Annotated in this window: 23 protein-coding genes; 10 read left to right on the top strand and 13 right to left on the bottom strand. The window is 73.5% G+C overall.

Features of this window, described 5'->3' with window-relative positions; genetic code table 11:
- Positions 1 to 77: 77 nt before the first annotated feature.
- The 5 genes from rpmF to rsmD form a co-directional block, all read right to left on the bottom strand.
- Positions 78 to 251 carry a 50S ribosomal protein L32 gene (gene rpmF / locus AB0J67_RS07570; protein WP_363477567.1) on the bottom strand — a complete coding sequence of 58 codons (174 nt, stop codon included), beginning with the start codon at positions 249 to 251 and terminating at the stop codon, positions 78 to 80.
- Between the two features lie 87 nt (positions 252 to 338).
- Positions 339 to 929, bottom strand: a complete 591-nt coding sequence (locus AB0J67_RS07565; protein WP_363477564.1) for a DUF177 domain-containing protein — start codon at positions 927 to 929, stop codon at positions 339 to 341.
- A 147-nt stretch (positions 930 to 1,076) separates the two neighbouring features.
- Positions 1,077 to 1,571, bottom strand: coding sequence for a hypothetical protein (locus tag AB0J67_RS07560; RefSeq protein ID WP_203751140.1), 495 nt, complete (start codon positions 1,569 to 1,571; stop codon positions 1,077 to 1,079).
- Between the two features lie 107 nt (positions 1,572 to 1,678).
- Positions 1,679 to 2,167: a pantetheine-phosphate adenylyltransferase gene (coaD, locus tag AB0J67_RS07555; protein WP_363477561.1), complete on the bottom strand. Its 489-nt coding sequence runs from the start codon at positions 2,165 to 2,167 to the stop codon at positions 1,679 to 1,681.
- 7 nt (positions 2,168 to 2,174) lie between these two features.
- Complete coding sequence (gene rsmD, locus AB0J67_RS07550; protein WP_363477558.1) at positions 2,175 to 2,771, bottom strand: 16S rRNA (guanine(966)-N(2))-methyltransferase RsmD; 597 nt, start codon at positions 2,769 to 2,771, stop codon at positions 2,175 to 2,177.
- Between the two features lie 347 nt (positions 2,772 to 3,118).
- Between rsmD and AB0J67_RS07545 the strand changes: the two genes are divergently transcribed.
- From AB0J67_RS07545 to AB0J67_RS07525, 5 genes are read left to right on the top strand one after another with little or no spacing between them, the layout of a single operon-like run.
- Positions 3,119 to 3,913 carry a glycosyltransferase family 2 protein gene (locus AB0J67_RS07545; RefSeq protein ID WP_363477555.1) on the top strand — a complete coding sequence of 265 codons (795 nt, stop codon included), beginning with the start codon at positions 3,119 to 3,121 and terminating at the stop codon, positions 3,911 to 3,913.
- Positions 3,913 to 5,208 carry a glycosyltransferase gene (locus AB0J67_RS07540; protein ID WP_363477552.1) on the top strand — a complete coding sequence of 432 codons (1,296 nt, stop codon included), beginning with the start codon at positions 3,913 to 3,915 and terminating at the stop codon, positions 5,206 to 5,208. The genes AB0J67_RS07545 and AB0J67_RS07540 overlap by 1 nt, the downstream gene beginning before the upstream one ends.
- The gene (locus AB0J67_RS07535) at positions 5,205 to 6,155 is read left to right on the top strand and encodes a glycosyltransferase family 2 protein (protein ID WP_363477549.1); all 951 of its coding nucleotides are present in this window, start codon (positions 5,205 to 5,207) and stop codon (positions 6,153 to 6,155) included. Before AB0J67_RS07540 ends, AB0J67_RS07535 begins: the two co-directional genes overlap by 4 nt.
- The gene (locus tag AB0J67_RS07530; protein ID WP_363477546.1) at positions 6,152 to 7,441 is read left to right on the top strand and encodes a hypothetical protein; all 1,290 of its coding nucleotides are present in this window, start codon (positions 6,152 to 6,154) and stop codon (positions 7,439 to 7,441) included. The genes AB0J67_RS07535 and AB0J67_RS07530 overlap by 4 nt, the downstream gene beginning before the upstream one ends.
- On the top strand, positions 7,438 to 10,203 hold the full coding sequence (locus tag AB0J67_RS07525) for a hypothetical protein (protein WP_363477543.1): 2,766 nt from the start codon (positions 7,438 to 7,440) through the stop codon (positions 10,201 to 10,203). The genes AB0J67_RS07530 and AB0J67_RS07525 overlap by 4 nt, the downstream gene beginning before the upstream one ends.
- 2 nt (positions 10,204 to 10,205) lie before the next feature.
- On the opposite strand, the gene AB0J67_RS07520 is transcribed toward AB0J67_RS07525, so the two are convergent.
- Positions 10,206 to 11,102, bottom strand: a complete 897-nt coding sequence (locus AB0J67_RS07520) for a glycoside hydrolase family 16 protein (RefSeq protein WP_363477540.1) — start codon at positions 11,100 to 11,102, stop codon at positions 10,206 to 10,208.
- Positions 11,103 to 11,269: 167 nt separating this feature from the next.
- Between AB0J67_RS07520 and AB0J67_RS07515 the strand changes: the two genes are divergently transcribed.
- A complete protein-coding gene (locus AB0J67_RS07515) occupies positions 11,270 to 12,511 on the top strand; it encodes a glycosyltransferase family 2 protein (RefSeq protein WP_363477537.1) in 1,242 nt (413 codons plus the stop codon).
- 161 nt (positions 12,512 to 12,672) lie between these two features.
- Here AB0J67_RS07515 and AB0J67_RS07510 read toward each other — a convergent pair whose 3' ends face one another.
- From AB0J67_RS07510 to AB0J67_RS07495, 4 genes are all read right to left on the bottom strand, one after another.
- The gene (locus AB0J67_RS07510; RefSeq protein WP_363477535.1) at positions 12,673 to 13,797 is read right to left on the bottom strand and encodes a hypothetical protein; all 1,125 of its coding nucleotides are present in this window, start codon (positions 13,795 to 13,797) and stop codon (positions 12,673 to 12,675) included.
- Positions 13,798 to 13,807: 10 nt separating this feature from the next.
- On the bottom strand, positions 13,808 to 14,530 hold the full coding sequence (locus AB0J67_RS07505) for a polysaccharide deacetylase family protein (protein ID WP_363477532.1): 723 nt from the start codon (positions 14,528 to 14,530) through the stop codon (positions 13,808 to 13,810).
- A gap of 141 nt (positions 14,531 to 14,671) precedes the next feature.
- The gene (recG, locus tag AB0J67_RS07500) at positions 14,672 to 16,891 is read right to left on the bottom strand and encodes an ATP-dependent DNA helicase RecG (protein WP_363477529.1); all 2,220 of its coding nucleotides are present in this window, start codon (positions 16,889 to 16,891) and stop codon (positions 14,672 to 14,674) included.
- A gap of 124 nt (positions 16,892 to 17,015) precedes the next feature.
- Positions 17,016 to 18,623: a DAK2 domain-containing protein gene (locus AB0J67_RS07495; protein WP_363477526.1), complete on the bottom strand. Its 1,608-nt coding sequence runs from the start codon at positions 18,621 to 18,623 to the stop codon at positions 17,016 to 17,018.
- Between the two features lie 204 nt (positions 18,624 to 18,827).
- Here AB0J67_RS07495 and rpmB point away from each other — a divergent pair, with 204 nt between their 5' ends.
- Positions 18,828 to 19,019 (top strand): 50S ribosomal protein L28, encoded by a 192-nt coding sequence (gene rpmB / locus AB0J67_RS07490; RefSeq protein ID WP_363477523.1) that lies wholly within the window; start codon positions 18,828 to 18,830, stop codon positions 19,017 to 19,019.
- A 269-nt stretch (positions 19,020 to 19,288) separates the two neighbouring features.
- On the opposite strand, the gene AB0J67_RS07485 is transcribed toward rpmB, so the two are convergent.
- Positions 19,289 to 19,753 (bottom strand): GNAT family N-acetyltransferase, encoded by a 465-nt coding sequence (locus tag AB0J67_RS07485; protein ID WP_363477520.1) that lies wholly within the window; start codon positions 19,751 to 19,753, stop codon positions 19,289 to 19,291.
- A gap of 26 nt (positions 19,754 to 19,779) precedes the next feature.
- Positions 19,780 to 20,721 (bottom strand): thiamine-phosphate kinase, encoded by a 942-nt coding sequence (locus AB0J67_RS07480; RefSeq protein WP_363477517.1) that lies wholly within the window; start codon positions 20,719 to 20,721, stop codon positions 19,780 to 19,782.
- A gap of 118 nt (positions 20,722 to 20,839) precedes the next feature.
- Here AB0J67_RS07480 and AB0J67_RS07475 point away from each other — a divergent pair, with 118 nt between their 5' ends.
- Entirely contained in the window at positions 20,840 to 21,073 is a 234-nt protein-coding gene (locus AB0J67_RS07475) for an Lrp/AsnC ligand binding domain-containing protein (RefSeq protein WP_203751125.1), read from the top strand.
- Positions 21,070 to 21,642: a DUF3515 family protein gene (locus AB0J67_RS07470; protein ID WP_363477514.1), complete on the top strand. Its 573-nt coding sequence runs from the start codon at positions 21,070 to 21,072 to the stop codon at positions 21,640 to 21,642. Before AB0J67_RS07475 ends, AB0J67_RS07470 begins: the two co-directional genes overlap by 4 nt.
- A 68-nt stretch (positions 21,643 to 21,710) precedes the next feature.
- Here AB0J67_RS07470 and AB0J67_RS07465 read toward each other — a convergent pair whose 3' ends face one another.
- Positions 21,711 to 22,820, bottom strand: coding sequence for a D-alanine--D-alanine ligase family protein (locus tag AB0J67_RS07465; protein WP_363477511.1), 1,110 nt, complete (start codon positions 22,818 to 22,820; stop codon positions 21,711 to 21,713).
- An 83-nt stretch (positions 22,821 to 22,903) separates the two neighbouring features.
- On the opposite strand from AB0J67_RS07465, the gene AB0J67_RS07460 reads away from it, so the two are divergent.
- Positions 22,904 to 23,425, top strand: coding sequence for a hypothetical protein (locus tag AB0J67_RS07460; RefSeq protein ID WP_363477508.1), 522 nt, complete (start codon positions 22,904 to 22,906; stop codon positions 23,423 to 23,425).
- Positions 23,426 to 23,564 lie beyond the last annotated feature (139 nt).

Raw genomic sequence — 23,564 nt, 5'->3', positions numbered from 1 at the left:
GGCGGGGGGGGCGCGGCCCCCCCCCCCCGCGACGTGACGTTTCGCAGCTTCCCGGCGCACCGGGGCAGGCCTGTAACTCAGACCTCGAGAACCTGGCGGCCGTTGTAGGTGCCGCACACACCGCAGGCGGCGTGCGGCAGCTTGGCCGACTTGCACTGCGGGCAGGCGACAGTCGCGACCGCGGTCGCCTTCCACTGCGCCCGGCGGTGACGGGTGTTGCTGCGCGACATCTTGCGCTTCGGGACTGCCACTGTCTTACTCCTCAGTAGTAGTCGGCTGGTCGCCGACCATTATCTCGGTACGGCCGCAGCCGTCGACCCGGTCTCGGCTCGCACCGATCAGGGCGCCGGCTCCACCGGCTCGTCCGGCCCGGAAGAGCCGGTCAGCTTGCTCAACTTCGCCCAGCGCGGGTCGATCTGCTCGTGGGAGTGTCCCTCGGGCAGCTCGTCCCACCGCACCCCGCAGTCGGGGCACAGGCCTGGGCAGTCCTCTCGGCACAGCGGATTGACCGGCAGCGCCAGCACGACCGCGTCCCGCAGCGCCGGCTCCAGGTCGATCATGTCGTCCTGCAGCCGCCCGACCTCGTCCTCCTCAGTGGTCTCGTCCGTGGCGCTGTCCTCGTACGCGAACAGCTCCTGGATGTTGACCGTGAGGGTCTCGCCGATCTCGGTGAGGCAGCGACCGCACTCGCCCTCGACGGGACCGGTGACGGTCCCGGAGACGAGCACTCCCTCGGTCACCGACTCCAGCCGCAGGTCCAGCGTGAGGTCGGCGCCCTCGGGCACCCCGATCAGCTGCAGCCCCAGCTCCACCGGAGCGGGGACCACCCGGTGCAGGGTACGCATGGCGCCCGCGCCTCGCGGCAGGTCCCGGGTGTCCAGGACGAGCGGCGCTCGCGGGTCGAGGTGCTTGGTCGAGTGCTCAGGCATGGGCTTTCATCATCAGCAGGCAGCGGGAATCGGGCCGTTGTCGCAGGCCGAAGTAGAAGATTACCCGAAGCGGTCCGGGCTCGTCGAACGGGCCGGACCGCGTCGCGGTCCCGCCGCCGGCCGCGACGGTGCGGCCGGCCGGCGGGGTCAGAACGGAAGGGGACGGTCGTCGTCGCCGGGGACGAACGACCCGATCTCGCGCAGCGCATGCATCTTGTCGCGGCCGCGCTCGATGGAGGCGAGCGCACGCGTCAGGAACTGCTCGAAGTTGCCCAGCGCGGTGTCGACGTACTCGTCGACCTCCTCGCGCAGGCGCTGTGCCTCGGCGCGGGCCTCGCCGACGATGCGGGCGCCCTCGTGCTCCGCGGAGACGGTGATCTCGTTCACAGACACCAGGCGGGCGTGTTCCTGCTCACCCTCGTGCATGATGCGATCGGCCTCGCGCCGTCCGGCGTCGAGGATCTTGTCGCGCTCCTCCAGCAGCGCCGCCGCCCGGCGCAGCTCCCCGGGCAGCTCTGCCCGGAGCTGGTCCAGCGCGCCGATCAGCTCACCGCGGTCGACCATGCAGTTGCGCGACATCGGCACCGATCGCGCGGCCTCCACCATCGCGATGATGTCGTCAATCCGGTCGAGTGGGTCCACCGACGGTCACTCCTTGTCCAGTGTCATGTCCACACCATGATGCGTCCCCGGGCCACCCCTGCGGCAGACCGGGTTCCCCTGCGGCGCGTCGCCGCCGTGACCTGCGGCTAGGACCCGTCGGCCGGACGGAACTTCTCCAGGAGCCGGCGCTCGACCAGCTCGGGGACGAAGGAGGAGACGTCACCGCCCCACTTGGCGATCTCCTTGACGAGGCTGGACGCCACGAAGGAGTAGAGCGGGTTGGTCGGCATGAACAGGGTCTCGACCCCGGACAGGCCGATGTTCATCTGCGCCATCTGCAGCTCGTAGTCGAAGTCGCTGACCGCGCGGATGCCCTTGACGACGACCTGGGCGTCGTTGTCGCGGCAGTAGTCGACCAGCAGCCCCCGGAAGGCCTCGACCCGCACGTTGGGCAGGTTCTTGGTGACCTCGCGCAGGATCTCCAGGCGCTCCTCGACGGAGAACAGGCCCTGCTTGTTCTGGTTGACCAGCACGGCGATGATCACCTCATCGAAGAGCCGGGCAGACCGATCGATGATGTCCAGATGACCCCGGGTGCACGGATCGAACGACCCGGGACAGACCGCACGCCTCACTAGCTGCTCACCCTTCCGGTAAGTCTGCTCCGCCACTCTGCGCAACGGCGCGACCGTACCAAAGCGCGGTCTCGCCGTACCGGCGGCCGCGTTCGCCAGTGACGCCCTCCACCCAGGTGGGCTCGGGCGAGCGGCTGGAGCGCTCGACGACCAGCACCGCGTCCTCGGCGAGCCAGCCGTGCCCGGCCAGCCCGGCCAGCACCGCGGTCAGCTCCGCCTCCGGCAGGACGTACGGCGGATCGACGAAGACGACGTCGTAGGGGCCGTCGGCGGGACCGGCCGCCAGCACGGTGCCCGCCCGGCCCGCCGCGACCCGCGCCGTCGCCCCGGCGCCGAGCGCGGCGATGTTCTCCCGGATCACGCGGACGGCCTTGGCGTCCGACTCGACCAGCAGCGTGTGCGACGCGCCGCGCGACAGCGCCTCCAGCCCCACCGCCCCCGAGCCCGCGAACAGGTCCAGCACCCGGGCCCCGGCCAGATCGGTCATCGCCTCCAGCGCCGAGAACAGCGCCTCGCGCACGCGGTCGGACGTGGGCCGGGTGTCGCGGCCGGTCGGGGCGTTCAGGCGGCGCCCGCCGTACCGGCCGGCCACAATCCTCGTCACGATCTCGACGCTACGGCATCGGGCGGTGCCGCCGCCGACGACCGCGCGACAGCGCCCGCTCACCCACCGTGCCGGTGCCGCCCGCACCGGAGTCCGATTTGGTAGGTCACTGTTCGGCTGCCTTTGACAGCTATAGGGGCTATTGGCATGATGCAAGCTCCTGTCGGGCAGAGCCGGGGGTACGACCATCCGGAAAAGTTGCCAGGTCGTGCCACCTTCCGTTTGAAGCCTTTTCACAGTTGACTGCTATGTTCTGCCGCGGGGTGGGACCTCGTTGTCGCGCTGCTCTGTCACCGTCCTGTGAGATCCGAGCCTGGAAGAGTGGGTCATTGTCGATGTCAGCAGCCATGCGGGCGCAACAGCCGTCTGTCAGCCTGATCATTCCCACTCTCAACGAGCAGCAGAACCTTCCCTACGTTCTGGCGCAGATCCCGGAGACCGTCACCGAACTGGTCATTGTGGACGGCGGCTCCACGGACCGCACCGTCGAGGTCGCCCTGGAGCTGCGGCCGGACGCGAAGGTGATCCGGCAGACCCGCACGGGCAAGGGCAACGCCCTGGTCTGCGGCATCGAGGCCTGCACCGGCGACATCGTGGTCCTGATCGACGCCGACGGCTCCACGGATCCGTGTGAGATCAAGGAGTTCGTCCGGGTTCTGCAGGATGGCGCCGATTTCGCCAAGGGCAGCCGGTTCGCGCCGGGCGGCTCCAGCCTGGACCTGACCCGGCTGCGCCGGTGGGGCAACAGCGCGCTCAACTCCCTGGTCAACCTGCTCTTCGGCACCAAGTACTCCGACCTGTGCTACGGATACAACGCGATCTGGCGGGACCGGGTGCCGGCGCTGCGGCTGCCCCCGGCGCACCTGACCGGCCCCCGCCAGTGGGGCGACGGGTTCGAGATCGAGACGATGCTCAACGTCCGGGTGGCCGTGCTCGGCATGCGCATCGCCGAGGTGCCCAGCGTCGAGTACGCCCGGATCCACGGCGTCAGCAAGCTCAACGCCACCCGTGACGGCCTGCGCGTGCTCCGCACGATCCTGACCGAGTACGCCGACCGCCGCCGGCTGCGGCGGCCCGTGCCGGCGATCCCCCGCCCGCGCCAGGCTCACCCGGCACCGGCCCTGGCGCCCGAGGAGAGCTGATGCCCGCCCCGGCGCCCGTCCGGGTGGTGCGGGTCGAGGTCGGACAGCCGTTGCCCGAGCTGTCGCCGCAGCGGCCCGACGGGCGGCGCTACGGCTCCGCGTACGTCATCGTCCGCGACGGCGGCCAGGTCGTCGGCCGGCGCCTGGTGCCGCTGGGCGAGCAGACCCTGCACCCCGACGCGCTCGCCGAGCGGCTGTCCGGGCTGTGGCACGGCGGGCCCGCCCGCCCCGCGCTGCGGCCGCCCGAGCCCGCGCCGTTCATCTCCGTCGTCGTGCCGAGCGCGATGCAGCGGCCCGTGCCGCTCGCCCGCTGCATCGGCCGCCTGGCCGCCCTCGACTACCCGTCGTTCGAGGTGGTCGTCGTGGACAACCGCCCCACCGGCGCGCCGGAGCGGGCGCGGCTGCACGCCGAGCTGAGCGCACATCCCCGCGTGCGGGTGGTGACCGAGCCCGTCCGCGGCGCCTCGGCCGCCCGCAACCGCGGCATCGCCGCCGCGCGTGGCGAGATCGTCGCGTTCACCGACGACGACATCGACGTCGACCCGAGCTGGCTGACCGCTATCGCCGCCCGGTTCGCCGCCGACCCGCGGGCCGACTGCGTCACCGGCTGGGTCTTCCCCGCCGAGCTGGAGACCCCGGCCCAGGTCTGGTTCGAGAACTCCGGCAGCACCATCGGCGAGCAGCTCGGCGTCGTGAGCTACCAGCGCGACACCGCCGACCGCTGGACCGTGCGCGCGCACCGGGCACACGATCCGGCGGCGGACGAGCGGGTGCCGGTCTTCCGCGGCGTCTTCGGCGGCAGCGGCAACCTGGCCGTACGCGCCGCCGTACTGGCCGAGCGCGGCGCGTTCCACCCGGCGCTGGGCGCGGGCACCGTCGCGGGCGGCGGCGAGGACGTCGAGTTCCTGACCCGCCTGCTGCACCACGGGCACCGGGTCACCATGGACCCCGCCGTCGCGGTATTCCACCACCACCGCACCGACTTCGCCGACCTGCGCCGCCAGATGTACGGCTACGGCACGGGATACACCGCCGCCCTCACCGCCCTGATCGCCGCCGACGTGCGGCACCTGGCCGGGCTGGCCCGCCTGGTCACGGCGCTCGCCAGGATCTCCCGGCGGCGCGGCACCGCCCGCACGCCGGTGCAGTATCCTTCCTCCCTGCGCTGGGCGGAACGACGGGGATTGCTGTCCGGGCCCCTGGCCTACCTGCGCAGCCGCCTCGCCCTGGCGCGCCGGCGCGGGGCGTCGCACGCCGCCACACCACCCCTCGAACACGCCGGGAACCTGCCGTGAACCCCACCACCTCGGTCGTCGTCTGCGCCTACACCGAGCGGCGCTGGGACGACCTGTGTGCGGCCGTGGCCTCGGTGACCGCGCAGCTGCTCCCGAACGACGAATGCCTCGTCGTCATCGACCACCACGACGGCCTGCTCGACCGCGCGCGGCGGGAGCTGACCGGCCCGCAGGTCCGGGTGCTGGCCAACACGGCCGACCGCGGCCTGTCCGGCGCGCGCAACACCGGCGTCGCGGGCAGCCGCGGCGAGCTGGTCTGCTTCCTCGACGACGACGCCACCGCCTCGCCCGGCTGGCTGGCCGGGATCCGCGCCGCCTTCGACGACCCCGACGTCGCCGGAGCGGGCAGCGCCATCCGGCCGCACTGGCCCACCGGCGCCCGCCCGGCCTGGTTCCCGCCCGAGTTCGACTGGGTCGTCGGCTGCACCTACCGGGGCCTGCCCACGCGGCCCGCCGATGTGCGCAACGTGATCGGCGCCGGGATGGCGTTCCGCCGCGAGGTTTTCGACCTGGCGGGCGGGTTCTCGGCGGTGGTCGGCCGGGTCGGCACCGCCCCGACCGGGTGCGAGGAGACCGAGCTGTGCATCCGCATCCGGCAGGCCAAGCCGTCGCTGCGGATCCGCTACCTGCCGCAGTACGAGGTGCGCCACCGCGTCAGCCCCGACCGGCTCACCACCGGCTACTTCCTGCGCCGCTGCCTGGGTGAGGGGCAGTCCAAGGCACGCGTCGCCCGCCTGGTGGGCCAGGATGCGGGGCTGTCCAGCGAGCGCAGCTACGTCAGCCGGGTGCTGCCCCGGGCCCTCCTGCGCGACCTGGGCCGCGGCCTGCGCGGCGAGGCCGCCGGCTGGCGCGGCGCGGCGCTGATCGTGGCCGGGCTGGCCGGGGCGGGCTTCGGCTACCTGGGCGGCCGGCTCACCGCCCGCCGCGCGGCGGGAGCGCCCGGGTGAGCCGCCTGGCCCGCAGCTCCTTCGCGCTGATGCTGTCGACCGTGGCCACGGCCGGGCTCGGCATGTTCTTCTGGGCCGAGGCGGCGTGGCGGTTCGCGCCGGCCGAGGTGGGCCGCGCGTCCGCCGGGTCCTCGGCGATCCTGCTGCTGGCCACCCTGGGGCAGCTCGCGTTCACCTCCGTGTACGCCCGCGTCCTGCCCACCATGGCCGCCGGCCGCGCCCGGTTCGTCGCCGCCGGGTATGCGCTGGTCGCGCTCGCGTCGCTGCTGCTGACCGCGGGCTTCCTCGCCGCCGGGTTCAGCGACGGCTTCATGACCACCAGCTCGGCCACGGCGCTCGGCTTCGGGCTCGCCGTCGCGACCACCGCCATCTCCGTGGTGCAGGACGGCGCCCTGGTCGCGCTGGGCCGGGCCGGCTGGGTGCCGGTCAAGAACGCCGCCCTGGCCGTGGCCCGCGTCGCGCTGCTGCCGGTGCTCGCCGGGACCACCGTGCACCACCCGGTCCTGATCGCCTGGGCGCTGCCCACCGCCGTGGCGGTGGCCGTGCCGAGCCTGCTGCTGCTCGGCCGGGCCGACCCGGCCCGCGCCACCGACCGCGGCGAGGTGCCGACCCGCCGGGAGATCGTGCGCCTCATCGGCGGCCAGTACGCCAACAGCGTCGTCAACGCGGTCATCATGTTCGCCCCGCCGGTCCTGGTGACCGCCGTGCTCGGCCCCGAGGCCAACGCGGTCTTCTTCCTGCCCTGGACCATCGCCACGGCGCTGCTCGGGCTGCTGTGGAACGTCGTCGTGCCGTTCGTCGTCGAGGCGGGCGCCGACCGGGCCAACCTCGGCGCCAACGTCCGCCTGATGATCCGCACCGGCACCCTGATCACGCTCGGCGGCGGCGCGGTGCTCTTCCTCGCCGGGCCCGTGCTGCTCGTCATCGCGGGCAGCACGTACGCCCACGACGGCGCGCCCGTGCTGCGGCTGCTCGCGGCGGCGCTGCCGTTCGCCGCGATCGGCACCTTCTTCAACGCCGCCGAGCTGGTGCGGCTGCGCTCCTCGGTCAGCCTGCTGACCAAGACCCTGGCGGCGGTGCTGTTCCTGGGCGCCGCGGTGCCCGCCATGCGCGCCGCGGGCGTCACCGGCGCCGCCACCGCGTACCTGGTCTCGCAGGTGGTGGTGGGGCTCATCCTGCTCCGCCCGGTCATCGCGTGGTATCGCGAGCACGCCGGTCCGGCCCGGCCGCCGGCCGGCCGGGGCGGGTTCACCCCGGTGCCGGCGACGGGAGACGCGGCGCCGTGAGCTCGCTGAGGTTCGCACTCCCCCGGGAGTCGCTGGGCGAGGTGCAGCGGGCCATCGCCTGGACCGGGCTGGTCAGCGCGCTGGCGGCGGTGACGCTGGCGCTCACGCCGGTGCCGAGCGCCGTGGCGTTCCTCGCGCTGGTCGCCTTCGCCTGCGTCGGGCCCGGGGCGGCGTGCGTGTGCCACGTCCGGCTCGGCGACCCCGTGGCGGCCTGGGCCGTCGTGCTCGTGCTCAGCATGTCCCTGTCCGTGCTCACGTCCGTCACGCTGGTCTGGGCGCGCTGGTGGGAGCCGGTGGTCGGGCTCATCGTCCTGGCCACGCTGTCGGCCGCGTCCTGCGCCGTGGCGCTGGTGCTCAAGGACCAGCAGGGGCCGCCGCCGGAGCCCGGCCCCGTCCTGCCCGGACAGCGGCCGGGCAGCACCGGCGCGGTCACCCCCGCCGCCAGCGAGACCGCGCTGTTCCCGGTCATCGGTGGACGCCGGGGAGCCGACGAGGCGCTGCTGCTCGCGGTCGGCGCGGAGGTCACCCAGCGGCTGCCCGACGAGACCACGCTGCTGCCGATCATCGGCGGCCCCGCCGCCCCGCGCCCGGCGGCGACCGACGAGACCAGCGTCATCCCCCGGATCGGCGGCCCGGCCGCGCCGGACGAGACCAGCGTCATCCCGCGCATCGGCGGCCCCGCCGCACCCGACGAGACCAGCGTCATCCCGCGCATCGGCGGCCCCGCGGTCCCGGCCGACCAGACCACCGTCATCCCCCGGGTCACCAGCCGGATCCCGGCCGCGCCGCAGGACGCGACGGGGCTGCTGCCGCGGGTCGCCGGGCCCGGTCCGGACGCGACGTCGCTGATCCCCCGCATCACCGCGCCGGCCGCGGAGGCCGCCGCCGAGCCGCCGCACCAGGACGCGGCCCCGCGCCGCCTGTCGGCCCGCCAGCGCCGCTCCCGGCGCCGCTGGGAGACCGCCGCCGCGCTGGGCACCATCCTCTCCGCCGTCGTGGTCTGGGCGTTCTCCGTCGCCGGTACGCGCATCGACGACGTCGACGACTTCGGGCTGCTGTCGGCCGTGCACCCGGCGTACTTCCTGGCGATCGTGATCTGCGTGCTCGGCTTCGTCACCGAGCTGGCCAGGCGGCGCCCGCGCGGCTGGGCCGCGCTCGGCAACACGGCCGCGCTCCTGCTGATCATGCATGCGACCGTCCCGATCCTGGTCGCCGAGCCCGAGTACTCCTGGACCTACAAGCACCTCGGCGTCATCGACCTGATCGCCGTGGGCCGCCCGCTGGACAACGCCTACGACGTCTACCAGCAGTGGCCCGCCTTCTTCGCGCTCGTCGCGCAGCTCACCACGGCGGCCGGCACCACCGCGCTGGATGTCGCGTCCTGGGCGCCGCTGTTCTTCGGGCTGATCAACCTGCTGCCCGTGTACGCCATCGCCCGCACCCTGAGCACCGACCGGCGGGTGCCCCACCTCACCGCGTTCGTGTTCTGCGCGGTCAACTGGGTCGGGCAGGACTACCTCGCGCCGCAGGCGTTCGCGTACACCCTGTCCCTGGGTGTGGTGCTGGTGATGCTGCGCTGGCTGCGCCGCGACCCGATGCCGTCGCGCGAGCAGCACCGGCTGCTCACCCGGCTGTGGACGTGGGTGCAGGTCGGCGTGGGGCCGGTGCCCTACACCTCCAGCCGGGCCCGCAAGCTGTCGCTGGTCACGCTCTACCTGGTGTACGCGGCGATCGTGGTGTCGCACCAGCTGTCGCCGTACCTCGTCGCCGTCGGCGCGTTCGCGCTGGTCGCGTTCCGGCTCGTGCAGCCGGTGCAGATCGTGCCCATCTTCGGCGTGATCGCGGTGCTGCAGGTCATCCCGCGCTACCGGCTGGTGGAGAGCTGGGGCCTGTTCGACGGGTTCAACCTGTTCGCCAACGCCCAGCCCACCGGCCCGACCCAGGGCATGGTCAGCTCCGGGCGCACCTTCTCCGTGCTCGCGGTCGAGGTGCTCGCGCTGGCCGTGTGGCTGACCGCGGCGATCGTCGTGGTGGCCAACCGCAAGCGCCTCGGGCCGCTCGCCGTCCCGGCGGCGCTGGCGGCCGGGCCGTTCGCGGTCCTGCTCGGCAACAGCTACGGCGGCGAGGCCGTGTTCCGGGTGTTCCTGTTCTCCAGCCCCTGGTGCGCCTTCCTGATCGCGGTCGGCATGCTGCGGCTGCGGCTGGACCGGCGGCTCGGCATCGGCCTGGCCGCCCCGGCGCTGGCCCTGGCCGCGGTGGTCGCCGTGCAGGGCGAGCACGGCCAGCTCATGGTGAACAGGTTCACCACCGCCGAGGTGCGGGCCGCGCAGTACCTGTACGCCAACATCCCGACCGGCGGCGCGGTGGTGCTGGCCGGGGTCAACTTCCCGGACCGGATCGGCGCCCGCTACACCGACGTGCTCGGCGCGGTCGGCGCCACCGACTCGATCATGCCGGACGTGTCGTACGAGGGCGCGGTCATCTTCGGCGAGGCGATGGACGACTCCGACCTCGCGGCGCTGAACAGCTACTTCGACGTCTACACGGTGCCGGTGTACCTGGTGTTCAGCCGCAGCCAGGCCAACGCGGCGGCGTACTTCGGCTACTACCCGCCCGGCAAGCTGGAGCAGCTGCGCGGCCTGGTGGCGGGGTCGGCGCAGTGGCGGCTCTGGCACGGCAACGAGGACACGCAGATCTACCAGTACGTGCCCGGACCGGCCGCGCCGACCACCGAGGCGGACGCCCCGGTGCCGCAGCCGTGAGGTCAGGCCTTCTCGTAGATGACGACCCAGTCCACGTGCAGGTTGACCTCTTTGGGCGTGGAGGAGTTGGGGCAGCCCGCCCACTGCGTCCCGCAGTGCCAGGCCTGCGTCTGGACCGCCAGCGACATCGGCACCTTGGGCACGTACGACGCCTCGACGGTGGCCCACACCTTGCCGTCCATGAGGTAGGACAGCTTGCCGGGCGCCCACTCGACGCCCGCGGTGTGCCACTTCGACGTGTCGACCTTCAGGTAGCGCGACACCGTCTTGTGCGGCGGGCCGTAGTGCAGCGTGGTCGCGAAGCCGTTGCGCTCCTTGCCGTTGTCCTCGGCGAAGTTGATCTCCGGCGGCCAGCTGTCGTCCGACGGCCACAGCAGCAGGTTGAACTGGATGCCGCGGCCCTTGTCCATCTTGAAGCGCACCTCGAAGCGCCCGTACACCTGCGAGCGCTGCGCCATCATGCCGCCGGTGGCGTAGATGCGCCCGTTCGGGGTCTGCTTGCGCGTGCCCTTGATGACCAGCTCACCGTTGGCGGCGGCCACGTGCGTGGGGTCGAACCAGCCACCCGGATCGCCGGTGGGCTGGCCGTTGTAGGTGCCCCAGTCGTCGGACAGCGGACCGGTGAAGTCGTCGGCCAGGGTCTGCTTCCAGCCGGGCAGGTCACCGACCGGCATCGGCTTGCCGGAGATGTGGCCGGGTGCGGCGCTGGCGCTCGCGGCGGGCGAGTCGGCGGGCTCGGTCGGCGCGGCCTGGGGCGGCGTGCCCTGCGCCTCGGTGCCGTCGTTACGCACGACGACGTACACCCCCGCCGCGATGAGCAGGACCGCGCAGACCACCGTCACGAGGTGGTCCTTGACCCGCCCCTTCCGCACCCTTTTTCCCGGCTGCGGATCGCTCATGTGGCCTGCCCCTTCCGGTCGACACGAGCCGTTTTCCATGACTCGCCTACGCTTGCGGACACTGTAGTGCCCCCGCCGCCCGGGCCCCACTCGGCGGCGGCCCGCATCCGCACCACACCGCGCCCGCGCCCGACGGCGTCGGCCTGGCCCGATGGGACCCCGCTCCGATGAACACCACGCCCGGCCCGGTCCGCGTGCTGCTGGTCGAGCTGACCGCGCCACTGCCGCCGGTCGACTCGCTGGACCGCTACGACAGCGCGCTGCTGCTGCTGTTCCGCCGGGGCGTGCCGGTGGGCCGGCTCACCGTGCCCTGCGGGATCGAGGCCGACGAGCTGCGTACGCGGATCGACGAGGTCACCGCGGGTGTCGAGGTGCTGCCCCCGCCGGGGCCGGTCGCCGCGGACCCGCCGCTGATCAGCGTGGTGATCCCGTCGGTGTTCGAGCGGCCGGACCTGCTGCTGGCCACCGTCGAGTCGATGCTCAAGCAGGACCACCCCCGCTTCGAGGTCGTGGTGGTGGACAACCGGCCGTCCCCCGCGCACCGCGACCTGATCGCGCAGCTGGAGTCGTTCCCGCAGGTGACCGTCGTGGAGCAGCCGCTGCGCGGCAAGTCCGCCGCGTGCAACCGGGGCATCGCCGCCGCCCGCGGCGACATCGTCACCATGACCGACGACGACGTCGAGGCGGCCCCCGGCTGGCTGTCGGCGATCGCGTACGCCTTCGCCGCCGACCCCGGCGCCGCCTGCGTCACCGGGCCGCTGCTGCCACGGGAGCTGGAGACACCGGCCCAGCTCTGGTTCGAGCGCGCGGGCGGGGTCGCCGCGCCCGTGTACCGGCGGGTCGCCTTCCGCCGCCGCCCGGGGACGTTCCTGGTCACCACCTCGGGCGGGGACGTGAGGTCGCTCTACCAGTCCGGCCACTTCGGCGACGGGCCCAACATGTCGTTCCGGGCCGACGTGCTGCGCGCGATCGGCGGCTTCGACACGGTGCTCGGCACCGGCACGCCAGCGCTGGCCGGGGAGGACCCGGACATCCTGGTGCGCCTGCTGTTCGCCGGGCACACCCTGGTCTTCGACCCGCGCGTGTACATCCTGCACACCCACGTCGGCGAGTACGACGAGCTGCGCGGCCGGATGTTCGGTTACGGCTGCGGCTACACCGCGATGCTCACCGGCCTGGCCTTCGGCGACCCCCGGCACGTGCTCGGGCTGGCCGCGTTCGGGCTGCGCGCGGTGGGGCTGCTGCTGCGCAAGTTCGGCGGCGCCCGCCGCGAGGCCGTCACCACCGGCGAGTTCCCCCGCGAGCTGTCCCGCCTGGAACTACGCGGCCTGATCGCGGGTCCCTGGCGCTACCTCCGCAGCCGCCGCACGGTCCGCCGCTGGACCCGCGCCCTGACCCCACCTGCCTGACCCCTCGCCCACGGCGGCCGGCGAGACGACGCGCCTCCCGCGTGACCCGGCACGGCGGCTCGGCGCCCTCCCGCCACCGGGCAAGATCGCTGTTCCGTGTCAGAAAGCGCAGTCTCACCGCACTTTCTGACACCGGACGGTGATCACCCCACCCAGCGTCCTCACCACGGAATAGGCGCAGTCAGCAGGTGGGCCGCGACGCTGGCCATCGACGACGTCAGCGAGCCCGCCGCGTAGCGCAGGCCGAACCGCCGGATGTACGGCGGGGAGTACCGCCCGAACGCCAGCAGCGTGCCGAACACCCGCTTGCGGCTGATCTGCGCGTCGACGACCCCGGTGAACGTGGTCACGGTGACCCCGGCGGTGCCGGTCTCGCAGCCGGGCGGCCGGTCGGACAGCCCGAGCATGGCCAGGTAGCCCTCGGTGAAGTCGATGCCCGCGCTGCGCAGCGAGGCCATCGAGCCCCACACCCGCAGGTTGGCGTCCATCATCCAGAACCGGCCCTGCGCGTCGCGGACCGTGTCCAGGTGGATGAACCCGGTCAGCGCCAGTTCCCGCACGGTCTGCCGGCCGATCTCCATGAGCCCGGGATCGTCCACCGTCTCGATCGACGACGGCGGCGCCGTGCTCGTCGCGGCCACGGTGCGGGTGCCGATCTCCTGCAGCGGCCCGTCCGGCCCTGCCACGGCCGAGTAGTCCAGGTAGTCGCCCTCGATGAAGCGCTCGTAGAACACGTTCTCGACCGGCCCCAGCTCGGCCAGCGCCTGCGCCACCGCCGCCTCGGTCGACGCGATGCGCACCCCCAGGCCGGAGGCGCCGACCTTCGTCTTGACCACCAGCGGCAGGCCGAACGCCGCGACCGCCCGCGCCGGGCTGCACCCGGCCGCCTCGATCTTCTCCGGCACCCGGATGCCCCGGCGCTCGCACAGCTCGCCGAGGGCGAACTTGTCCAGCAGCGCCGCCCGGTGCGCCACCTGCGCGCCCAGCTCGCCGGGCAGCGTCGCCGCACCGGCGGCCAGCCGCTCCAGGACGTACTCGGTGTGCTGGACGTCGCGCACGTCCTCGCCGCCCAGCAGCTCCCCGATCCGGCCGAGCTGCTCCTCGGTGACGAACAGGCTCCGGTCGTACATCAGCCACGAGATGAAGCGGTTGATCCACAGCGGGCGGGCCGTCGTCACGTGGATCGTGCGCATACCGCGCCGCCGCAGCGCGGCCGCGAGCAGGCTGAACGCGCCCTGGCGGGCGTGCTCGGCGAAGACGAAGGCGGGGACGGGGGATGTGGCCATGCGGCACCCTCTAGCGGTAGAACCAACCCCAGCGGCGCAGGCGCCCGCTGGAAGACAACTCGCCGAGCGACCGGCTCTGCCAGCCCCGCGCGGCCGCACCGGCCAGCAGCAGCTCGGCGACCTTGCCGCGGTCGATCGCCGGGGGCGGCGCGTCGTCCGGTGCGCCGTCGTCCGGGCCGGCCGCCGCGTCGTGCACGAGCATGATCGAGCCCTGCGCGCAGTCGCGCAGGCCGTCCGCGGCCAGCTGCTCCTCGGGCAGGTCGCGCCAGTCCCCCACGAACGGGCCCCAGCCCACCGGGATGAGGCCGGTGCGCTCGACCGCCCGCTTGTGCCCCGGCAGCATCGCGCCGTACGGCGCCCGGAACCAGCGCACCTCGCGCTGGATGAGCTGCTCCAGCTCGTCCTTGCCCGCCGCGGTGCGCCGCTGCGTCTCGGCCGGGGTCAGCCGGGTCAGCCGGGTGTGGTCGACGCCGTGCAGCGCGACCTCGTGGCCCCGGTCCAGCAGCTCCTGGACCAGGTGCGGGTAGCGGCGGGCACGGGTCATCAGCACGAAGAAGGTCGCGGCGGCGCCGTGCCGGTCCAGGGCGTCCAGCACGCGCGGCGTGTGCACCGGATCGGGCCCGTCGTCGAACGTCAGCACGATCCGCGGCTCGCGCGTCGCCACCGCGCGCACGGTGCCCACCGGCCGGGTGACCCAGCGGTACACCGGGTGCACGAGGGAGCGGAGGATCACGGTCGGTGACGGTACCAGAAAGCGCGAAACCGGCTCACGGACGGCCTGGCCGGCCAGCAAGATCGTTGGCTGGTGTCAGAAAGTGAAGTCCCACCTGACTTTCTGACACCGATCAGCGATCATGACCAACCCCGCCCGCGGTCAGCCCTTCTGGAGGTAGTCGGCGCGGTCGGCGTCGACGAGGCGGCCGATCTGGGCGGCGAGCAGCGGGTGTGCCGACAGGTCCGGGTCCGCGTCGAGCAGGGACTCGGCCTCGGCGCGGGCCTCGCCGATCAGGTCGCGGTCGCGCAGCAGCGACAGCAGCCGCAGGTGCGAGCGCCGCCCCGACTGCGCCGCGCCCAGCACGTCGCCCTCGCGGCGCTGCTCCAGGTCCAGCTCGGCCAGCCGGAAGCCGTCCAGGGTGGAGGCCACCGCGTCCAGCCGCTCGCGGGCGGGCGTGCCCGCGACCGCCTCGGTGACCAGCAGGCACAGGCCCGGCGCGGCGCCCCGGCCGACCCGGCCGCGCAGCTGGTGCAGCTGCGACACCCCGAACCGGTCGGCGTCGAGGATCACCATCGCGGTCGCGTTGGGCACGTCCACGCCGACCTCGATCACGGTGGTCGCGACGAGCACGTCGAGCTGCCCCGCGGAGAACGAGCGCATCACCGCGTCCTTCTCGTCGGCGGGCAGCCTCCCGTGCAGTACGCCGATGCGCAGGCCCCGCAGCGGCCCCTCGGCCAGCAGCGGCGCCACCTCCAGCACGGCGACCGGCGGGCGGCGCTCGTCCTCGACGGCGTCGTCCGGCGGCGGCGTGTCGTCGTCCTCGGCGCCGCTGTCGCCGATGCGGGGGCACACGACGTACGCCTGGTGGCCCTGCTGGACCTCCTCCACCACCCGGCGCCAGGCCCGGTCCAGGAACGCGGGCTTCTCGGCGACGGGGACCACGTGCGAGGCGATCGGCGAGCGCCCGCCCGGCAGCTGGGACAGGGTCGACACCTCGAGATCGCCGTAGACGGTCATGGCGACCGTACGCGGGATCGGGGTGGCCGTCATGACCAGCACGTGCGGCGGCTGCTCGGCCTTGGCCCGCAGCGCGTCGCGCTGCTCCACGCCGAAGCGGTGCTGCTCGTCGACGACGACCAGGCCCAGATCGGCGAAGTCGACGCCCTCGTAGAGCAGCGCATGCGTGCCGACGACCAGGCCCGCCGAGCCGTCGGCGACCTTCGCCAGCACCTTGCGCCGGGCCGCCGCGCCCTGCGAGCCGGTGACCAGGGCGACCTGCGTGCCGGGCACCTCGTCGCCGCCGGCCGCGCCGAACAGGGTGTCGGCGTCGTCGCGGGCGGCCCTGCCGAGCAGCTTCGTGATGCCCCGGTGGTGCTGGGCGGCGAGCACCTCGGTCGGCGCGAGCAGCGCGGCCTGCCCGCCCGCGTCCACGACCTGCAGCATCGCGCGCAGCGCGACCAGCGTCTTGCCCGCGCCGACCTCGCCCTGCAGCAGCCGGTGCATCGGGTGCGCCACGGACAGGTCGGCGGCGATCTCCTCGCCGACGGCGAGCTGCCCGTCGGTGAGCGTGAACGGCAGCGATCCGTCGAACCCGGCGAGCATGCCGTCCTCGCGGCGCGGCCTGGGCCTGGCGGGCCACGCCGCCGCCTCCCGCTTGCGCCGCACCAGGGTCAGCTGCACCGCGAACGCCTCGTCCCAGGCCAGCCGGCGGCGGGCGAGCGCCAGCATCTCCCGCGACGACGGCCGGTGGATCTCGTGCAGCGCCGTGGCCAGGTCCAGCAGCTTGCGCTGCGCCCGGGTCCGCGACGGTGTGGCGTCCGGCGGCATGGTCACCGTGTCCAGCACCACCCGTACGCACCGGGCGATCACCCAGGTGGGCACGGCGGCCGCGGCCGGATACACCGGGATCAGCGCCCCGGCGAACTCCTCCACCTCGGCGGCCACCTCGCCGTCGGCGGCCCCCTGGTCGAGCAGCACGTACTCGGGGCTGTTGAGCTGGCGGCGGCCCCGGAAGTCGCTCACCTTGCCGGCGAACAGGCCCCAGCGCCCGGGGCGCAGGTCGCGCTCGCGCCAGGCCTGCTGGAAGTAGGTGAGCACGAGCTGGCCGCCCTCGCCGTCGCCGACCACGACCTCCAGCATGTTGCCGCGCCGCTGCCGCATCGGCCGGGTGGTGGTGCGCAGCACCTGCGCGAGCACCGTCACCTGCTCGCCGATCTCCAGGGTGCGCATGTCGGTGTGCTCGCCGCGCTGGTCGTACCGCCGGGGCACGTGGTAGAGCAGATCACCGGCGGTGTAGAGGTCCAGGTGCGTCTTGAGCGCCTTGGCGGTCTTCTCCCCGACCAGCTTGGACAGGTCGGTGTCGACGTCGGCGGTGGTCACGGCCGCCTCCCGCCGTGCCTGCCGCCGGATCCGCTCGTCGCCTCGCCCATGCCCGCCCCTCCCGCGGCCTGATCCTGCCGCAGCCCTCCGACAGCGGCCGCGCGGCGGCCCCGGCGCCCGGCCGTCATTCGACCCCGACCAGCAGCGGGTAGTGCGGCTGGCCGCCGGAGTAGGCGTGCACCTCGACGAACGGCCAGCGCGCCGCGACGTGCGCGGTGAGCGCCTCGACCAGGCCGTCCGGCGCCTGCGCACCGGTCAGCAGGGTCACCAGCTCACCGCCGCTGGCCAGCATCCGGTCCAGCAGCTGGGCGCATACCGTCACCAGGTCGTCGCCGATGAGGTTGACCTCGCCCTCGACCAGCGCGATGACGTCACCGGGGCGGCAGCGCCCGGCCACCGTCAGGGCCTCCCGGCTCGCCGTGGTGACCTCGGCCGAGCGGCAGGCGCCCGCCGCCTCCGCCATCGCGATCACGTCGTCCTCGAAGCGGCGCGCGTGGTCGCGCACCGCCAGCGCGGCCAGCGCCTGCACCGGCGAGCGGGTCGGGATGACGCGCACCTTCACACCCTCGCCGAACGCCTCCTCGGCCGCCATCTGGCAGACGGCCCGCAGGTTGGTGTCGGTGGGCAGCACCGCGACCCGCCCCGCGCCGGTGGCCAGTATCGCGTCGAGCACCTCGGCGGTGGACGGGTTGCCGCCGATCGCGACCGCGCCCTCGGCGATCAGCAGCTCCTCGATGCCGTCGCCGGCGGCGGTGACCACCACCGCGCGGGCGGTCGGATCGGGCCGCCGCGGCGCGCCCTCCGCGGTGGCGCTGGTGAGGTGGGTCACCTGGATCTGGTACGGCCGCCCGGCCGCCAGGCCCGCCTCCAGCGCCGCACCGGCGTCGTCGACGTGCACGTGCACCCGCCAGGTCGCCGGGCCGCCCACGACGACCAGGGAGTCGCCGAGCCGGTCCAGCGCGGCGCGCAGGTCCGCGATCTCCGGCGCCCCAGTGTCGATCATGAACTGCACCTCGTACGCGGGCCCGCGATAGGTCGACACCGCCCGCGCCGCGCCGTGCTCATGGTCACCGTGCGCGTGGCCGTGCGCGTCATACCCGCCACGCCCGGCGGCGTGCAGGTCCACCGTGCTCTCGTCGTGCTCGCCGGTCAGCGCCTCCAGCAGCGCCTCCAGCAGCAGCACCAGCCCCTGCCCGCCCGCGTCGACCACCCCGGCCGCCGCCAGCACCGGCAACTGCTCCGGCGTACGGGCCAGCGCCTCCCGGGCGCCCTGCACCGCGGCGCGGACCGCCTCGGCGTCGCCGGAGCCGCGATGCGCCGCCTCGGCCGCCGCGCGGGCCACGGTCAGGATGGTGCCCTCCACCGGGCGCGCCACGGCGGCGTACGCCGACTTCGCGGCCGCGTCCAGGGCGGGCACGAGACCGTCGGCGTCGACGCTGTCGGCCAGGCCGGACAGCCACTGCGCCGAGATCACGCCGGAGTTGCCACGCGCCCCCATCAGCGCGCCGCGGGCCATGGCGCGCAGCACGCCGCCGGCCGACTGCGGCTCGACCAGCGGACCGGCCAGCGCCTGCTCGGCCGCGGTCAGCGTCAGCAGCAGGTTGGTGCCGGTGTCGCCGTCGGGCACGGGATACACGTTCAGCTGGTTCAACGCCTGCTCGTGGCGACCCACGCCGGCGACCGCCAGCCCACTCCAGCGCCGTACCGCCGCGATGTCCAGGACCTCCAGCACGGGGGCCAGCCTATCGGTGCCGCACCCGCTTCTCACGCACGGCGTGGCGGGCGGTACAGTCATGGCAGCCACATCGTGCGCGGTCGGTGCCGTGTGGCTCCGCCCCGATTGGGCACGTGCCCTGCGCGTCAGGTACCCTGGCAAAGTTCCCGGCACAGTGACGCTTGGTCGGGTTGTTGATCAAGACGAACTCAGGAGAATTCCGTGGCTAGCGTGTGCGACGTCTGTGGCAAGGGACCGGGCTTCGGTCACAACGTGCCGTGGTCGAAGAAGAAGACCAACCGCCGCTGGAACCCGAACATCCAGACGGTGCGCACCCCCGCTGGTGGCGGCAACTCCAAGAAGGTCCAGGCCTGCACCTCCTGCCTGAAGGCCGGCAAGGTCGTCCGCGCCTGACGCAGACTCACGAAGAGGCCGCTGAGCACCCGCTCGGCGGCCTCTTCGCCGTGCGCCCACCGGCACGGCACACCCGGCATCGCCCACCCGGCACCTCCCGCCCTCCGCCGCGGACGCCGCCGCGCGGGCCCGTCCCGTCACAGACGTTGGCCTATGTGGATGAACGTGATCTACGAACCTTCATCCACATAGGCCAACGTCTATGCAAAAGCAGCGCCCGCGGGCGCCGGCGACCGGGGCGGTGACGGCCCGTGCGAGCAGAGCGCGGATCAGAGGGTGCGGCCGAAGGAGCGGCAGCCGGGCTCGTCGCGGTAGTGGCCGAAGTTCTCGATCAGCTGGTAGCCGATGGCGTGGTAGAGCGCCATGGCCTCGGGCTGGGCGGTGCCGGTCTCCAGGATCGCCCGCACCCGGCCGTGCGCCCGCGCGTCGGCCTCCAGCGCCGCCATGATGGCCTTGCCGACGCCCTTGCCCCGCACTCCCCCGGCGGTGTAGACGCGCTTGATCTCGGCGATCTCCTCCGAGCCGCCCCAGCTGCGCCAGCCGCCGCAGCCGACCGGCGCGCCGTCCAGCCACGCCACGAAGAAGCCCCCGTCCGGCGGGTCGAACTCGACAGCCTCGATGGGCGTGGCGTCGGCGTCGCCGTAGCGTTCGGCCAGGTCAGCCATGAGCTCGGCGATCAGCTTGCGGGCCACCGGCGCGCCGTACCGCGTCGGCTTGATCTCAATCTGGGTCACGGCGCCGAGGATACTGATCACGCCCGCTATGCCCGGAAGTGGTCCCACCCCTTGGGGCCGTACCAGGGGCGGCTGTCCACGGTGACCGTGCTGCCCTCGGTGACCTCGCCGATGACCTGCCAGCCCTCGGGCAGCGGCGCGCCCGCCGGGAAGGTGGCGGCCAGCGCGTGGTCGTCGCCCCCGGCCAGCAGCCACTGGTACGGGTCGACGCCCAGCGCCAGCGCCGCGTCGCGCATCTGCTCCGGCACCTTGAACGTGCTGCGGTTCAGGTTGATGCCGACCTTGCTCGCGGCGGCGATGTGCCCGAGGTCGGCGATGAGCCCGTCCGACACGTCGATCATCGCGGTGGCCCCGGCCCGGCCCGCCGCCGGACCCAGCGCGTACGGCACCACCGGCCGCCGGTACGCCTCGACCAGCAGCTTCGGCGTGCGGAACCCGCGCGACAGCACGGTGTACCCGGCCGCGGCGTACCCGACCCGCCCGGCCAGCGCGACGACGTCGCCCGCCCGCGCGCCCGAGCGCAGCACCGGCGGCAGCCCGTGCAGGTCGCCCAGGGCGGTCACGGCGATGGTGAGGGTGGGACTGGCGGTCATGTCCCCGCCGACGACGCTCGCCCCGACCAGGGCGGCCTCGGTGGCCAGGCCGTCGGCGAGCTGCTCGGCCCAGGCCGCGTCGAGGTCGGGCGGCATGCACAGGCCGACCAGCAGCGCCGTCGCGGTGGCGCCCATGGCGGCGATGTCGGCCAGGTTCGCCGCGGCGGCCCGCCGGCCGATGTCCTCGGCCTCGGCCCAGTCGCGCCGGAAGTGCCGGCCCTCGACGAGCACGTCGGTGGAGGCGACGACCCGCCCGTCGGAGGCGGTCACCAGGGCCGCGTCGTCACCGGGTCCGACGATGGTGGCCGGGCCGGTGCCCAGCCGCGCCACCACCCGCTCGATCAGCCCGAACTCTCCGGTCCGCGCGACGCTCATACTGTCCCCTCGCCAGGTTCTCGCATACTGTTCCCTTCCTCGCCCTTGCGCCTCCTGCCGCAGCCCATGCACCCTCAGTGAGGTACTTTCACTGGCGGCACGTGTGAAGGAGTCGTCCGTGGTTCACGCTTACATCCTGATTCAGACGTCGGTGGGGCGGTCCGTCGACGTCTCCGCGGCCATCGGCGAGATCCAGGGTGTCACCCGGGTGGACGCGGTGACCGGCCCGTACGACGTCATCGCCATGGTCGAGGCGAACACCGTCGATGAGCTCGGCAAACTCGTGCTCTCACAGATTCAGCTGATCCCCAACATCACCCGTACGCTCACGTGCCCGATCATCCACCTATGAGTAACGACGAGACGGCACGGTCGGGCGACCGCTCCGCCAAGACGATCGCGACACTGATCGCGGTGCCCCTGGCGCTGGTCGCCGGGTTCGGCTTCTTCCAGGTCATGCGGCCCGCGCCCGCCGCCACCCCGAGCCCGAGCGCCGCGGCGCCCCGGGTGATGCCCACCGCCCCGGTGGCGGTGCCCGCGCCCGCGCTGGACGCGCGCCAGACCACGGTATGCCGGGCGCTGCTCTCCCAGCTGCCCGACCAGGTGCAGGACATGCCCCGCCGCGCCGTCGTGGCGGGCCACGAGCAGAACGCCGCGTACGGCGATCCGGCGCTGACCGTAGCCTGCGGCGGACCGGCGCGAAACCTCGCCGCCGACGAGAAGGTGTGGACGCTGGACGGCGTGTGCTGGCATCAGGCCGGCCAGGCCTGGACCACGGTGGACCGCGAGGTGCCGGTCCGCGTCACCGTGCCCGCCTCGTACGAGACGCCGGGCCAGTGGGTCATCGCCTTCTCGAAGACGCTGATCGCCACCGTGCCCTCCGCCAAACAGATCCCGTCGGGCTGCGGCACCCGCTCCTGACCTGCGCCTTTCATGATGGAAGCTCCGTCCCCGCGGTGAGTGCGGCGGGACGGAGCTTCGACCATCAGCTAGTGCAGGCCGGTGCCGCGGCGCTGGGCCGTGCGGACCAGGCGGGAGACGAGCTTGGCGTAGTCCAGGCCGCTCGCCGCCCACATGCGCGGGAACATGCTGGTCGAGGTGAAGCCCGGCATCGTGTTGATCTCGTTGAGGTAGACCTGCAGGTCGTCGGTGACGAAGAAGTCGACCCGGGCCAGGCCCGCGCAGTCCAGCGCGGTGAACGTGCGCACGGCCAGCTCCCGCACCTGCGCCGCGACGTGCTCGGGCAGGTTCGCGGGCAGGTCGTACTGGCAGTCCTCGCCGAGGTACTTCGCCTCGAAGTCGTAGAACTCGTGCCCGCCGGCGACCACCCGGATCTCGGCCAGCACGGACGCCTCGGGGCTGCCGCCGACCTCGCTCTCCAGCACGCCGCACTCGACCTCGCGGCCGACGATGCCCTGCTCCACCAGCACCTTCGGGTCGATCGCGCGAGCCGTGGCCAGCGCCGCGTCGAGCTGGTCCCAGCTGCTGACCTTGGTGATGCCGAACGAGGAGCCGGCGCGCGACGGCTTCACGAAGACCGGCAGGCCCAGCCGCTCCTTGTCGGCCTCGGTGAGCTCCTGCCCGGCCCGCAGCACGACGTACGGCCCGACCGGGATGCCCTCGGCCATGGCGAGCTTCTTGGTGAACTCCTTGTCCATCGCGGCGGCGGAGGCGAAGACGTTGGCGCCGACGTACGGCACGCCCGCCATCTCCAGCAGCCCCTGGATGGTGCCGTCCTCGCCGTACGCCCCGTGCAGCGCCGGGAACACCACGTCCACGCCGGCCAGCGCCGCCGCGCCCTCGGCGGGCTCCAGCACGACCAGCTCGCGGTTGGTGGGATCGGCGGGCAGCACGACGGCCTGCCCGGAGGCGGCGGTGATCTCGGGCAGGCTGGTGCCCGAGATGGCGAGCTGCGCAGGGTCGCCCGAGGTGAGCACCCAGCGGCCCTCGCGGGTGATGCCGACCGGGACGACCTCGAACTCGGCCGGGTCGAGCGCGCCGAGGATGCTGCCCGCGCTGACGCAGGAGATGGCGTGCTCGGTGCTGCGACCGCCGAAGACGACGGCGACACGAGTCTTACGATGGCTGCTTTCACTCACGCGGCTGACCCTACCGTGCGTTGTGGGGATCCGGTGAAGAGCACGTCGCAGGGCACCCGAGGGTGGCACTACCATCCCGCAGCGTGACCCCTCACGCGCGCTTGCGGCGTATCCGGATCTGGCTCGTCCTGTTCATCATCGGCCTCGTGCTCAGTGGCGCGACGGCTTTTCCCCTGGTCACCGAGGTCCGATGGCTGGACGGCCTGCTCCGCGAGGGCTGGGTGCCCGCGCCGGACGCGCTGACGGACTTCATCGGCACCGTGCACGCCGGCCTGCAGACCGCGGACCGGGACTTCCCGTTCCTGCTGTACGGCACGGACTGGCTGGCCTTCGCCCACCTGGTCATCGCGATGGCCTTCTACGGGCCGTACCGCGACCCGGTGCGCAACCTCTGGGTGATCCACTGGGCCATGCTGTGCTGCGCCGCCGTGATCCCGCTGGCGCTGATCATGGCGCCGATCCGCGACCTGCCCTGGTGGTGGATCCCGATCGACTGCTCGTTCGGCCTCGTCGGCGTCATCCCGCTGCTGATCGTGCGCCGCCACGTCCTCGCCCTGGCCGCCGACCAGCCCGCGCCGGCCCCGGCCGTCGGAACCGCGGCCTGAGCCGCCCGCCTCGGTCACGGGGCACCCGCCGGAGCCGCTTTGCTCTGCACACAAATACGCACCGGTGCGTATTTGTCTCACCGCGTACGTGTCGGGGGCGGCGGGACCGGCCTCGGGCTCGACGAAGGCGACGTCGGGG

Source organism: Catellatospora sp. NPDC049609 (genome assembly GCF_040675365.1).
GTDB lineage: Bacteria > Actinomycetota > Actinomycetes > Mycobacteriales > Micromonosporaceae > Catellatospora.
The sequence above is the reverse complement of the archived record's forward strand: the minus strand, read 5'-3'. Positions and strand labels throughout refer to the sequence as shown.

What these genes read in the sequence shown, in the direction of transcription:
- AB0J67_RS07480 (WP_363477517.1), bottom strand. Translation starts at nt 20,721, where the DNA reads ATGAGCGTCGCGCGGACCGGAGAGTTCGGGCTGATCGAGCGGGTGGTG.
- AB0J67_RS07510 (WP_363477535.1), bottom strand. Translation starts at nt 13,797, where the DNA reads ATGGCCACATCCCCCGTCCCCGCCTTCGTCTTCGCCGAGCACGCCCGC.
- AB0J67_RS07470 (WP_363477514.1), top strand. Translation starts at nt 21,070, where the DNA reads ATGAGTAACGACGAGACGGCACGGTCGGGCGACCGCTCCGCCAAGACG.
- AB0J67_RS07520 (WP_363477540.1), bottom strand. Translation starts at nt 11,102, where the DNA reads ATGAGCGATCCGCAGCCGGGAAAAAGGGTGCGGAAGGGGCGGGTCAAG.
- AB0J67_RS07515 (WP_363477537.1), top strand. Translation starts at nt 11,270, where the DNA reads ATGAACACCACGCCCGGCCCGGTCCGCGTGCTGCTGGTCGAGCTGACC.
- AB0J67_RS07565 (WP_363477564.1), bottom strand. Translation starts at nt 929, where the DNA reads ATGCCTGAGCACTCGACCAAGCACCTCGACCCGCGAGCGCCGCTCGTC.
- AB0J67_RS07545 (WP_363477555.1), top strand. Translation starts at nt 3,119, where the DNA reads ATGCGGGCGCAACAGCCGTCTGTCAGCCTGATCATTCCCACTCTCAAC.
- AB0J67_RS07540 (WP_363477552.1), top strand. Translation starts at nt 3,913, where the DNA reads ATGCCCGCCCCGGCGCCCGTCCGGGTGGTGCGGGTCGAGGTCGGACAG.